Origin of the sequence: Thalassospira lucentensis MCCC 1A00383 = DSM 14000, from assembly GCF_000421265.1 — a bacterium.
In the GTDB taxonomy this organism is placed as follows: domain Bacteria; phylum Pseudomonadota; class Alphaproteobacteria; order Rhodospirillales; family Thalassospiraceae; genus Thalassospira; species Thalassospira lucentensis.
Genome location: NZ_ATWN01000011.1, coordinates 1 through 12752, shown reverse-complemented (window position 1 = coordinate 12752; position 12752 = coordinate 1). Strand labels below are relative to the sequence as shown.

At 52.1% G+C, this 12752-nt stretch carries 12 protein-coding genes, 1 rRNA gene and 1 riboswitch; of the genes, 6 read left to right on the top strand and 7 right to left on the bottom strand.

Features of this window, described 5'->3' with window-relative positions; translation table 11 throughout:
- Positions 1-37: 37 nt before the first annotated feature.
- A complete protein-coding gene (locus K355_RS0119430) occupies positions 38-1465 on the bottom strand; it encodes a dihydrolipoyl dehydrogenase family protein (RefSeq protein WP_022733831.1) in 1428 nt (475 codons plus the stop codon).
- Positions 1458-2252, bottom strand: coding sequence for a TVP38/TMEM64 family protein (locus tag K355_RS0119425; RefSeq protein WP_022733830.1), 795 nt, complete (start codon positions 2250-2252; stop codon positions 1458-1460). Before K355_RS0119425 ends, K355_RS0119430 begins: the two co-directional genes overlap by 8 nt.
- A gap of 217 nt (positions 2253-2469) precedes the next feature.
- Positions 2470-2544, top strand: a riboswitch (SAM riboswitch).
- Between the two features lie 78 nt (positions 2545-2622).
- On the opposite strand from K355_RS0119425, the gene metZ reads away from it, so the two are divergent.
- The 3 genes from metZ (at position 2623) to folE (ending at position 5071) form a co-directional block, all read left to right on the top strand.
- Positions 2623-3825 (top strand): O-succinylhomoserine sulfhydrylase, encoded by a 1203-nt coding sequence (gene metZ / locus K355_RS0119420; RefSeq protein WP_022733829.1) that lies wholly within the window; start codon positions 2623-2625, stop codon positions 3823-3825.
- A gap of 215 nt (positions 3826-4040) precedes the next feature.
- Positions 4041-4433, top strand: coding sequence for a Co2+/Mg2+ efflux protein ApaG (gene apaG / locus K355_RS0119415; RefSeq protein WP_022733828.1), 393 nt, complete (start codon positions 4041-4043; stop codon positions 4431-4433).
- A gap of 47 nt (positions 4434-4480) precedes the next feature.
- Entirely contained in the window at positions 4481-5071 is a 591-nt protein-coding gene (folE, locus tag K355_RS0119410) for a GTP cyclohydrolase I FolE (RefSeq protein ID WP_022733827.1), read from the top strand.
- 105 nt (positions 5072-5176) lie between these two features.
- On the opposite strand, the gene K355_RS24500 is transcribed toward folE, so the two are convergent.
- Genes K355_RS24500 through K355_RS0119395 form a run of 3 tightly spaced genes read right to left on the bottom strand, consistent with a single transcriptional unit; the run spans position 5177 to position 7017 of the window.
- The gene (locus K355_RS24500) at positions 5177-5626 is read right to left on the bottom strand and encodes a c-type cytochrome (RefSeq protein ID WP_022733826.1); all 450 of its coding nucleotides are present in this window, start codon (positions 5624-5626) and stop codon (positions 5177-5179) included.
- 56 nt (positions 5627-5682) lie between these two features.
- Positions 5683-6537, bottom strand: coding sequence for a fructosamine kinase family protein (locus K355_RS0119400; RefSeq protein ID WP_022733825.1), 855 nt, complete (start codon positions 6535-6537; stop codon positions 5683-5685).
- Between the two features lie 3 nt (positions 6538-6540).
- Complete coding sequence (locus K355_RS0119395) at positions 6541-7017, bottom strand: low molecular weight protein-tyrosine-phosphatase (RefSeq protein WP_022733824.1); 477 nt, start codon at positions 7015-7017, stop codon at positions 6541-6543.
- A 213-nt stretch (positions 7018-7230) separates the two neighbouring features.
- Between K355_RS0119395 and K355_RS0119390 the strand changes: the two genes are divergently transcribed.
- Both K355_RS0119390 and K355_RS0119380 read left to right on the top strand, forming a co-directional pair.
- Positions 7231-8190, top strand: a complete 960-nt coding sequence (locus K355_RS0119390; protein WP_028791773.1) for a helix-turn-helix transcriptional regulator — start codon at positions 7231-7233, stop codon at positions 8188-8190.
- A 132-nt stretch (positions 8191-8322) separates the two neighbouring features.
- On the top strand, positions 8323-9588 hold the full coding sequence (locus K355_RS0119380) for a hypothetical protein (RefSeq protein WP_028791772.1): 1266 nt from the start codon (positions 8323-8325) through the stop codon (positions 9586-9588).
- A gap of 76 nt (positions 9589-9664) precedes the next feature.
- On the opposite strand, the gene K355_RS0119375 is transcribed toward K355_RS0119380, so the two are convergent.
- Positions 9665-11086 carry an MATE family efflux transporter gene (locus K355_RS0119375; RefSeq protein WP_022733820.1) on the bottom strand — a complete coding sequence of 474 codons (1422 nt, stop codon included), beginning with the start codon at positions 11084-11086 and terminating at the stop codon, positions 9665-9667.
- A gap of 119 nt (positions 11087-11205) precedes the next feature.
- Entirely contained in the window at positions 11206-11955 is a 750-nt protein-coding gene (locus tag K355_RS0119370) for a glycerophosphodiester phosphodiesterase family protein (protein ID WP_022733819.1), read from the bottom strand.
- Positions 11956-12610: 655 nt separating this feature from the next.
- Here K355_RS0119370 and K355_RS0119365 point away from each other — a divergent pair.
- Positions 12611-12752 (top strand): 16S ribosomal RNA (locus K355_RS0119365); the annotation flags it as partial.

Sequence of the window (12752 nt, the reverse complement as noted above, 5' to 3'; positions counted from 1 at the left end):
TGTACAGAGATACAGAAACCTGGAGACAAACAGTGCTTTATCCAAGCTTCAACAGGAGCCGAACAATCTTGCGCGTTCTGTCGCTAAACAGGCTGGGCGTATACCAAGCACCGGCAACACGTTTTGAAAGCTCGCCAAGGGTTGGGTAAGGGGCAATAACGCCAGCCATTGCACCTATTTTCATTTTTTGTGAAATCGCCAACGTCCAGATGCCAATCAATTCCCCGGCCTGACGCCCGACAATGCCAGCCCCAAGAATGCGACCCTTCGGGGTGGTGATGACTTTGATAAAGCCGATTGTCGCATCTTCGGCCCGCGCGCGGTCATTTTCTGCGTAGTCCCAAGTTACAACCCGAATGTTATCGCCAAATTTTTCACGTGCAGCTGTTTCATTCAGACCCACTTGGGCAAGTTCCGGGCTGGTATAAGTCACCCACGGCACCGCACTGTGGTTAACCTTTGCGGGTAAACGGAAGAGGGCATTGCGAATGACAATGCCAGCGTCATATCCCGCCATATGGGTAAATTGCAGTCCGCCTGTAACATCGCCGATAGCAAATATTTTCCGGTTTGTTGTGCGTAAGCGCGCATCAACCTCAATACCCCGTTGGTCAAAAGCAACGCCGGCATCATCAAGGCCAAGGTTCTCAACGTTTGGCGCACGTCCTGTTGCCAGTAACAGGTGGCTGCCTTCGATGGTGATATTGGCACCGTTTTGTTCGATCACGACACGGATTTGATCGCCGTTCAATTCGACCTGCCGGGTTTTGGCGTTTTCGTAAAGGCTGATCCCCGATGCTTCAATCTCGGTACGGACCACATCAACCATATCATGATCGTCTTTGGGCAGGATCGTCATCATCTCAATGATGGTGACCTTTGCGCCCAGTTGCCGATGGGCCTGCGCCATTTCAAGACCGATGGGGCCACCACCGATGATGATCAAATGATCCGGGCATGTTTTGGTCTCAAAGATGGTTTCATTGGTAAGGTAGGAAACGTTTTCCAATCCGTCGATTGGCGGAATGGCCGCACGTGATCCTGTGGCAATGACAAATCGCTTGGCTTGAATGGTTTTGCCATCGGCAACGAGTTCACGTGGGGAGGTGAATTTTGCTTCGCCCTGAATGACGGTGCATCCAAGTTCTTCGAACCGTGCAACCGAATCATGCGGAGCAATTCCGGCGATCACGCTGTGCACATGATCCATTGCCCTGGCGAAATCAACGTCGACTGGTCCGGTCGAAACGCCAAATCGCGATGCGGTTCTGACATTATGTGCAGCGTGACCGGCTGCCAGCAGCGCCTTTGACGGAATACACCCGGTATTGAGGCAATCGCCGCCCATTTTGCTCTTTTCAATAAGGACGACACCTGCTCCCATTTGCACGGCACCGGCGGCAACTGAAAGCCCGCCAGACCCTGCCCCAATGACACAGATATCGGTTTTGATGACATCACTCATTGGATGGGACCCTGTTCTTGTTTTTTCGGAGTTTTTTATAGGCAACGGGCAACATTGCCAAAACGGCAAGGCCAATGATTGGGGTTAGAATTCGGGGTTCGAAGATAACACCCAGATCGGGTGTTTTGCCCTGATCAAACAGTGCACCCAACCCATCACCGATTGACACATAAACAAATGTGCCGGGAATGATGCCAACGATCGTACCGAGCACAAAGGATCGTATTTTGACGCCCAAAAGGGCCGGAACGAGGTTCACCAGCCAGAACGGGAAGATCGGGATTAGACGCAGGACCATAAGATAGCTTAAGGCATCTTCGGCAAAGCCCTTTTCCATCTTGCGGATGGCGTTGCCTGCCTTGGCATGCATCAGATCATAAAGCGCATAGCGTGCCGCAAGATAAACAATGACCGCGCCAAGGGTTGCTGCGATCACGACATAGGCGGTGCCAAGCCAGACACCAAACATAAAGCCGCCCGCAATCGTCAAAAGAGATCCGATTGGCAAGGAAAGTGCGACCGAAACAGCATAAATAGCCATAAACGTTATGACGCTTGAAACTGGATTACTGGTGACAAAGTCACGCAAAATATCGCGGTTTTCGCGCAGAGTATCAAATGACAGAAAATCAAGAACCCCAGCAGACCAGGCAAAGACCAATCCTGCAAGCAAGACCGCAACAGGCCATAGTTTGCGCCAAATTGGTTTTGCACCAGATTGGGGGGCTGGGGTTTGGGTGGATTTTTTATCGGTCAAATCAGACGCCATTGAGCTGGTCTTGGTCATTCGTTTCACGCATTTGCATAAACTGGGGCGCAAAACCTCAAATACAGGATTGCATTAATTTCCAGCAGATTAGAACGAAATCTTGTCCGTGGCTTCTGAACTGCTTTCACCATTGCGTGAACCGTTTGTTAGCCGGTTACTTTGCTATCTGACATGCCTCTGCGCAAAATTGAGCAGTCAGAGGTTCTTGACCTTACGAAAGTCTGGTCGTATCGTCTGCGCACTTCGTGGGATTTGTCGACCGGCTTGCGACCACGTAAAAAATCGCTAAAGAGGGGATACATGGCTTCGGCCCTGACCCATTCATGCCGGTCAGGGTTTTTTTGTGTCCGGATCATACCAATATGACCGGGCATGTAGGAGCAAGACGATGACGACCGAAAAAAAGGCTTCAGATAACTGGCGCGCAGCTACCCGTTCTGTCCGGGGTGGAACCGAACGAAGTGGTTTCTGCGAGACCTCTGAGGCCATCTTCATGAATTCCGGATATGTTTATGAAAGTGCTGCCGAGGCTGAGGCCTCCTTTGATGGCAGTGGACCGGAACGGTTTGTGTATTCACGTTTCGCCAATCCGACCGTCGGGATGTTCGAAGAACGCCTTGCTCTGATTGAGGGGGCAAAATATTGCCGCGCAACTGCATCGGGCATGTCGGCGGTTTGGAATGCGTTGATCGCATGCACCAAGGCCGGTGGCCGCGTGGTTGGTTCGCGCGCACTGTTTGGGTCGTGCGAGTTCATTTTGACAACGCTTTTGCCGCGATTTGGTGTTGAAACCGAACTGGTTGATGGCACTGACCATGCCGCTTGGGAAAAGGCATTGTCCAAGCCAGCAGATGCCGTGTTCCTTGAAACACCATCCAATCCGACACTTGAAGTCATTGATATCGCCTTCGTTGCCGATCTGGCGCATAAGGCTGGGGCAAAGGTTGTTGTCGACAACGTTTTTGCTACCCCGGTCCTGCAAAAGCCGATGGAACTTGGTGCTGATATTGTTGTGTATTCAGCAACGAAACACATTGATGGTCAGGGACGGTGTCTTGGCGGTGCCATTCTGTTTAACGACAAAGAATGGCATGATGATCATTTGACAACATTCCTGCGCCACACCGGTCCAAGCATGAGCCCGTTCAATGCGTGGGTTCTGCTTAAGGGGCTTGAAACGCTGAGCCTGCGTGTCGATCAACATATTCGCAATGCAACCGCATTGGCCGAATTCCTGTCGGAACAGCCGAGTGTGTCGCGCGTTATATATCCAGCACTCAAAAGCCATCCACAGCATGAGCTGGCGATGAAACAAATGTCAGGTCGCGGTGGCGGGCTTATTGCGGTCGAACTTGCAGGGGGCAAGGCGGCGGCGTTTTCGCTGCTTGATAACCTCAAGCTGATTGATATCTCCAACAACCTCGGAGACGCTAAAAGTCTTGCGACCCATCCTTGGACGACAACGCATCAGCGCGTCCCGGCCGAGGACAAGGTGGTCATGGGCATTACCGAAGGCATGCTGCGCCTTTCGGTCGGCCTAGAAGATGTCGACGACCTTAAAGAAGACTTGCTTGCCGCTTTGGCCGTTTAGGGGCGGGCAGTATGTGTTGAACTTTTCGGAATTCGGCCCGTACAAAACAGTGCGGGCCGTTTCGTTTCGGGCCATTATTTTGGTCTGTGTACGAAACAGGTAAGCAAATTATGTCAGGTATCTGGCACTGTGGCTCTGAACTGTCTACATATGCGTCATCAACAGTGATCTTGGCTGAGGAAGATGGACTGGAATAAATTGGCCTGGAGAATTGCATGTATTCAACCGTGACCAACGAAATCAAGGTTTCGGTACAGCCGGTATTCCTTGAAGACCAGTCCGATCCGGACACCCATCGTTATATCTGGGCCTATCGGATTGAGATTGAAAATCTGGGATCAAAAACCGTGCAGTTGCTGAACCGCTACTGGCGTATCACTGACTCACGCGGGGAGACTCAGGAAGTCAAAGGCCCCGGCGTCATCGGGGAGCAACCGGTGTTGGCCGAGGGCGAGAGCTTTAATTACACAAGTGGCGCGCCATTGGCCACGCCGAGCGGCTTTATGGTCGGGACTTACGAGATGACAGATATGGACGGGAATCATTTTGATATTCAGATTCCGGCCTTTTCACTTGATAGTCCCCATGGGCAACATACGGTAAATTGATATAAATGCGGGTCAGGAGCCCCACCAAAAAGATAAAAGGATTTAGTATGTGCAGCGAACACAGTTCGGTAAAACGTCCGACACGCGAAGAAGCAGAAGACGCCGTTCGCACCCTTCTTCGTTGGGCAGGTGATGATCCCGAGCGCGAAGGTCTGCTTGGAACACCTGATCGTGTGGCGCGCTCCTATGGCGAGTTTTTTGCCGGTTATCAGCAGGACCCGGCGGAAATCTTGCGCCGTACCTTTGAAGAAACCGATGGCTACGACGAAATGGTCGTGCTGCGCGATATCCGTGTCGAATCCTATTGTGAACACCACATGGTTCCGATCATTGGAGTTGCCCATGTTGCGTATTTGCCGCGCAAACGGGTTGTAGGAATCTCAAAACTTGCCCGCGTGGTCGAAGTGTATTCCAAGCGCCTGCAGATTCAGGAAAAGATGACCGCACAGGTTGCCAACACCATTCAGGAAGAACTGGACCCGCTTGGTGTGGCTGTTGTGATTGATGCCAACCATCAATGCATGAGCACACGCGGTGTCCATCAAACCGGTGTGTCCATGGTGACCAGCCGTATGCTTGGCGCATTTCGCGATGATCCAATCACACGCCGTGAATTCTTTGCGATGATCGGTCGATAATCGGTTGATCAGATCGATGTGAATGACAAAGGCCGCAGCATCATGCTGCGGCCTTTAATTTTGCAAGATCGATTAGATAACCCGCTATTTATAGGGCTGCCTGACTTATTCGCGGAAATTGCTATGACAGGATTTGCATGTCTTAAGCACGTTGCCCAACGCACCTTTGAAGTCTTCTTCCGAGCCATTATTCGCGGCAACGGTTTTGAGTGCCGCGGCGTTGCTTTCAAGTTGCGAAGCCAAACCTGTGAATTTTGACCAGTCATCCCAGATTTCAGGCAGAGCTTCGGATGGATGTTTGTCACTTCCTTCGGGGAAAAGTTTGGTAAAGGTTTCACCCGCATGGGATTCGATGATGCTTGCCGATTCCGCGACAGTCGACGGGTCATAGGGTAAGGCACCTTTCATCATTGGCACCATGATCTTGACCTGCTGACCAATTGCCTTCATGCCGTCCATGCGTTCCTTGACCACGCCCGTCGCACCTTCATGGGCAATGGCGGTGATGCTTGCTGTCATTGTAAGGGCTACGACCGCCCCGATAAAAATTCTCAACTCTCTTGTCCCTGCTTCTTTTGTCATTGTGTGTGTTTAATAAGGATTTTGGCAGCTTATACCCCAAATCGCGAAAGAGTTTGGTCAACGGAATCGACATAAGATCCACCAAATAAACGAACATGAACCAATAATGGATAGAGATTATACAAATCCCGGCGTTCTTCGAAGAAGCCCGGTTCAATCTTGCTCACCTCATCGTACTGTTTGAAAAATTCCGGCGTCAGATCCCCGAACAATGTGCCAAAGGCAAGTTCGATTTCACGGTCGCCATAATAGATCGCCGGATCAATAAGTCCTGCGATCTTTCCGTCTTGACACAGGATGTTTCCACCCCACAGGTCACCATGCAGCAAGGATGCTGCTGGTTTATCCGCGATCAGATCGCCAAGTTTTACAATCAGCTTATCAATCCGGTTTACCAAACGTGTGGGCAAAATGCCTTCCTGATGGGCAGCCGTTGCCATATATCGAAGTCGATGTTCGCCAAAAAACGTGATCCAGCTTTTGCTCTGGGTGCTTGGCTGATGCAGTCCGCTAATCAATGTGTCAAAAGACAATCCATATTGATCGGCTGTGACAGCATGTTGTTTGGCAAGCTGTCTGGCCAAATCACGTTGTACTGATCCAGACATCTGACCATCGTTGGCAATAAAACCCATCACCAGACAACTGGAATCGCCATACAACACATTCGGGCATGGAATGGGGGAATGGTCTGTCAGATACCGCAGCATTGCGGCTTCTATATCCAGATTGGCGTCGGCACCCGCCTTAATAACCAGTGACTGTCCGTTATCCAGATCAACCCGCATGACGGTGGCAACACCTCCGCCCGACAGGTGTGATCGGGCAATGATTTTCGCCCCGGTCAAATCTGTGATCCGTTGAGACAAGATCGGATCAGTCATGGATCAAATACCGTGTTGATCGCGGATATGGGCCAACAGGCGACGGGATGTTTCTTCGATCATATCAAACACATCAGTGAAGCCGTTCGGGCCACCGTAATAGGGGTCGGGAACACTTTGACCGGATAATTTCGGATGGTAATCCAAAAAGAGTTTTAGTTTCTGCTGACTTGCCGAAGGGGCCTGACGGCGCATATTGCGCAGGTGCCCATCATCCATGGCCAGAATATAGTCAAACTCTGTGTAGTCGCCGGGTTTGATTTTGCGCGACCGTATATGGCCAAGATCGTATCCCCGGCTTTGAGCCATTTGGTGTGATCGTGTATCGGGCAATTCGCCAACGTGATAGGCCGAAAGCCCGCAGCTATCGACAGTAACCTGCTCAGACAGACCGGCCGCTGCAACCATGTCCGTAAACACGCCATCTGCGGTGGGCGAACGGCAGATGTTGCCAGTACATACAAAAAGAACCTTGATCACGTGCTATCCAGCAATTTTGATTGGGAAAGCGCAAGACTGACATGCCCCGGAATGTGTGGCAATGGCTGCTTGGGTTGGTGAAAACCATAACGCTGATTTCGCAATCGCAGCAATCATGCAATGTAACAGCTTCGTGACATTTCCAATCTGACCCTGACAGCCATATGATTAGTTTGTATGATCACGCCACATTTTGAATTTTGGTACTGTTTTATGCAGGAATTTGTTTCATTCGGGTTGCACGTTGCGTTGATCCGCCAGTTGGCGTGGTTGCCGCGCGGTTATGACCTTGTGCCGGCAGGGACGGTAGTTACGTCTGCCAAATTGCGCAGTATCATGCTGTCACTCGAAGAGGCAAATGGTCCGGCCGTGCTTGTGCGTCTTGGGCGGCATCTTGCAGCCAAGGAACAGGCGCCGATCCTGACCATGCTGCGCCATGTTGCAACACCGGGCATGATTGCAGATCGCTGGCGCCGGCTCGAAGGATATTCCCACGCGCGCGCGCGAAGCGACTATCAGGTCACGGGGAAGTCCATGACCTTTCATCGCGGTGTCGTGCGTGGTCAGCCTCCGGCGCGGGTTGAAAACCTGTTGTTGCACGGGTTCTTGATTGGGTTGCTTGAGGCCGTCGGGGCCGATTTCATTGATAGTACGATTTTGCCAAGTCACGGGCCTGCTGTGTCGGTCATGCGCAACGGACGTCTGAGTGAGAAATTTAAGTTCAATGGGCGCGGTTTGCGGTTTCGCATTACTTGGAAAAGTTTCGAACCGGTTTCCTCCTCTTATCCGTTTATGGCCAATATGCCCGGAACGGCGCCTTCTATTTCTGCACAGCGACCCATTGTTCAACAGCTCTGTACCATTCTTGAGCAGGACATCGGGCGAAGCTGGACGATTGACGATGTGGCGGCTGCCCTTGATACGTCTGGTCGGACGCTGCAGCGTCGCCTGCAATATGCCAACAGTCGTTTTTCCGATTTGCTGCGTCTTGTTCGGGTGCGCGAAGCATGTCGTCTTCTGTGCGGGACGACATTATCCGTTGGTGAAATCGGCTTTTGGTGCGGATTCACCGACAATGCGCATTTTTCACGTGATTTCAGAAGGTTGGCCAGCATGCCGCCGTCGGTCTATCGCGAAGCAAGCTATGGGCATGCAGGACTGACACGGGCGTAACCATCGTTGGACGTGGATGACCAATGAACGGGCAATGATTGACCCCTTTGGCATCCTTGTTTATCAGCAGATCGCACATGCCACACAATCCTGTGCCCGGCGCGGATGATCTTTCCAGTTTGCGAGGCTGCCATGACCAACGCATCCAAAAACGACGGCCAATATGCCGGTTTCTTGCCGCCTCGTTTTTACGATCGGCCAGATGCTGAAGATGTCATGATCAAAACGTGGGCTGTCGGGGATGGTTTGGTTGATCATTCGGTTCCGGAAATTCCTGCCCCGCTTTCGCTGTTTTTTGATCTGGTGGTACCGGCTGCTCAGCGTGCGGGCGCCACGGGATTTGCGATGCTTTGGCTTGATCGTCATCCGCATGAAGAACCAGGTTGGCGCCTGTCGCTTGGCCAGGTTGGAGCGATCGATGACCTTGAATTGGCGGTGGCCAAGCCACTTGCACGGCTTGTCGGTACAGCAAAACTGGCTGAATTTGAAACAGAAAACTGGCATGTGACCCGCCCATTGTGGCGCAAGCGCGCCGAACCGGTAAAGCTTGTCTTCTGGGGTAATTTTGCCAGTCATGCTCGCGCCATTCTGGGACATGGCGATGGATCAGGATTTTATCAGCCACTTGGTGCGGGGATTCGATCTGATCACGTCGCAGCCTCTTTGCCACTGCTTGAAGATATGCTCGGCGAGCCGTTCCTCTTAAACGGTATGGGGTTTGAAGATGCCCTGCGGTTGGGGATCGCACTTGGCCGTGCGCATCTGATTGAAAGCTGGATTGAGGCCGGTGGGACGGAAAAGGAGCCCTATTTCCGCCCGATGCGCATTTGGCATCAGGCTTGGCTGTCCAATGCGCTGATTGATCCTGCTGTGGCAAGTCTTGCCATGTCGGGTCAACCACCAATGCCTGCGCTGGATTTTTCCGGCACTGCCACACCTGATGCCCGCCGTAAGGCCCTTGATGATGTCTCGGCGTGGCTAACGACTGTCTTCTTTAATGATGAACATCCCGCATTGCGAAATGCCTTTGTTGCCGGGGTGCAAAATGCCGTTTGGCTCGACAGTGACCTTCAGCAATATGTTCAGCCACAGCAACGCGCAGAAATCTTGCAGGGTCTGATGCCCTATTGTCGCTGGTTTTTGGCGATGGCGCTTTATAACCATCTGGGCAATCTCGCTTCTGGGACGGCGCGCGAAGATCAATCGGAATTTTATGCGGCATTGGTTGATACCCTGCCCGAACTGGCCCCGCTTAGTGATCTTGCCACCCAGCGCGATATCGAACAGCACATCATTCGCGTCGATGCCGCCCGGGCGGCATCTGCGTTCGACACACTTGTCTTGCCATTTTGTGATCTGCTGATGCCGCGTCGTTCATTCGATGCGGCACGTGCCTGATCGCACAGAATAGGTCTCACACGCAAAAAGGTCCGCCAGTATCGTGCTGGTGGACCTTTTGTTGTTTTTGGGCTGATTAATGCGTGTGGGCGGCAATCGGTCGGCTTGATACAATCTTGAACCGGATCGCAAGGCCGCTTACAGCGACAAGGCTTGCAATCACAATGCCCCAAAACAGGCCAGGCACACCCATGCCTTGCGTGAATGTCAGGTAATATCCCACCGGGATCATGATACACAGATAAGATACCAGATGCAGTATGGTCGGTGCCCATGTGTCCCCGGCACCGCGCAATGCATTGATCGCCGCATTTTGCCCGCCGTCGGTTGGGAAGATAATCGGCATCAGAACGAGTACCGAAACGGTCGTCACGATTACCGCACCATCTTTGGTAAACAGATGGGCAACTGCATCAGGAAATAGATAAAGCGGCGCGCTTAGGACAAACATCACCACCATCGTGGTCAAAAGTCCGACCCAGCCAGCAAGTGCCATATCAGGTCTGTCGCGTCGGCCATAGGCAATGCCCACCCGAACAGAGGTTGCCGATGCCAGTCCAAGGGCAACCATGAACATCAAAGCCAGCATCGTCATGGCAATGCCATAGCTTGCGGCCGCAACAACACCCAACCTTCCGGCAAAAAGCTGCATGGCGGCAAACGCACTTGTTTCCATGCCCTGGCTGGCACCGGCGGCATACCCAAGATGGCGTGCCTTGTACGATGCCCGCCACCAGCCGGAAAACCCATTGCGAATGCCATAAAGACTATGGCTCTTCATCAACAGAATATAACCCAGTAAACTGAATGCCATGAACCAGCGGATAACGGTTGATGTCCATGCAGCACCTTCAGCACCCAGTTCCGGTAGGCCAAATGCCCCGTAAACCAAGCCGTAATCCAAAACCAGATTTATCGCATTTGCACCAATCATCATCATCATGCCAGGTAACGGGCGCTGCAAGCCTTCAAGGAAAAACGCGCAGGTAATATAAATCATGGCCGCGGGCATTCCGATCGACAGGATCATTGCCAACTCGCCTGCATTCTGTGCGATGTCATCAGGCTGACCGGTCGCGATAAACAGCCACTGCGATTGCCACGTCAGGATCGTAAACAGAATACCGATCAGCACGGCATAAGGCATGGCACTTCGCCAGACCAGACCGGCTTCGATCATGTTGTCGCGCCCGACCGCATGTGACGTCAGGATCATCACCCCTGTCAGGAGCCCGATCCCGGTCACCATCAAGGTCGTGAACGGCGCATGGGCGACATTAAGATAGGCCAGTCCCGCGCTGTCGTAATTACCAACCACGATGGTGTCGACAACCGACATGATCAGCATGCCAAGCCGTGCAATGGTGACGGGCAGGGCAAGCCGGAACAGTTCGCTTAGGTGACGCCGTACCCGGTTATTTGGATAAAGCGGTGTCGGGGATGCTTTTGGCTCAATAGGTGGTGGTGCCGGTGTCCCGTCCTGTGGGGCGATGGTCATCGGAACGTTTCCTTATCATTTTATATCCGCAAAGCCGTGCATCAAAATCTGGTGTGGTGGCGAGATGCCGGTTCGTGGTTGATCATGTCCTTTGGGACATGACTTTTTAAGTGTCGATGTTATCGTGTTGATGGCAATGGTCGATGGGGTATGGCCGTGATCAGTTTTGCCGGATCATCGGTGATTACGGATGTAACGCCCCATGCGAACAGTTCACGCGCACGATCAACATCATTAATTGTATAACAAACAAGCGGCACTCCGGCTTTGACAATCTGGGCGGCACTTACCGGTGTCAGCGCGGCGTGGTCTATATGAATGGCGGATGCACCAAGGCGATCATATTCTGCTTTCCAGTTATCAGGCAGCGTTTCAATCAACCAGCCACATGGAATGTTAGGTGCATGTTTGCGCATTTCGGCAACAGCGATATCGTCGAAACTTGAAATCAGGATTGGAAGATCCTTGGCGCGGTTTAACTCGGCAATGACTTCATGACATAGACGTACCGGATCGCAGCCCGATGGCTTGATTTCAAGGTTCGCACCCATTTCCATAAAATACAGCGTTTCAAGTGTATCGGTCAGGGTCGGAATACGTTCACCCTTATATATGTCTGAAAACCAGGCACCGGCATCGAGCCCGCGCAAAGTGGCAAGATCGCTTTGGTGAATTGGCCCCGTGCCGTTTGTTGTGCGTTCAAGTGTCTCATCATGGATCAGGACACATTTATTATCGGCACTCAGTGTCACATCGCACTCGACCCATTTGGCATTGCGGGCACCGGCGACGCGGAATGCGGCAATGGTATTTTCCGGGGCCTCAATCGAAGCTCCGCGATGGGCGATGATGTGGGGAATCTTGAACACGGGCTTTGCCTTTTGTGATGTTGCGGCAAAACACTGGCAATTGGTGTTGCACTGCCCGGTGCGCCGCTTGAACTTGCTACGAGTCTCTTACGCCAGTTGTTTTCTGTTAAAAAGCGAAAATCTTGTGTCGTTTTGAACGCAGCTATGTGCGCATTGGCCGCGAAGTCATTGGACTCCATATTGTAATTGGTCGGTCAAAGTTGAAAATCTCCGGGGTTTGGGGCGGTATGCGCACATGTGGTGCATGCCATGCATTTGGCTGAACCCTTGGCCAAACCACCCAAACACAAGGGTTTGCGCCGCCCCTTTTGCAGACACCAAAAACAATCGGGCAAAATCTCCAGAAAACTTGAAAAAAGGTGTTTACAGGTTTGTTACTGGGGCCTATAACCCGCCTCCACCGACGAGGCGCGGCGCTGACGAGATTGGCGACGCGGGTTAGGCGGTTTAGGGTTTCGGCCTTTGAGTTCTTTGACATTGTTGATCAGTAGGAAGGGATGCGCGGGCAGCGTTATGGCGCAAAAGTCTGTGCATCCTGGAGACGACGGATCGGTTTGATTAAGACTTCGGTTTTGATTTGATTGATTTGTGGTAACCACCAAATGAATGTGCAGACGTTAATTTTTAGAGTTTGTCTATGAGACAAGCTTGGATTGAACATGAGAGTTTGATCCTGGCTCAGAACGAACGCTGGCGGCAGGCCTAACACATGCAAGTCGTACGAGAAGGTTCTTTCGGGAACTGGAGAGTGGCGCACGGGTGAGTAACGCGTGGGGACCTACCTCTTAGTGGGGGAT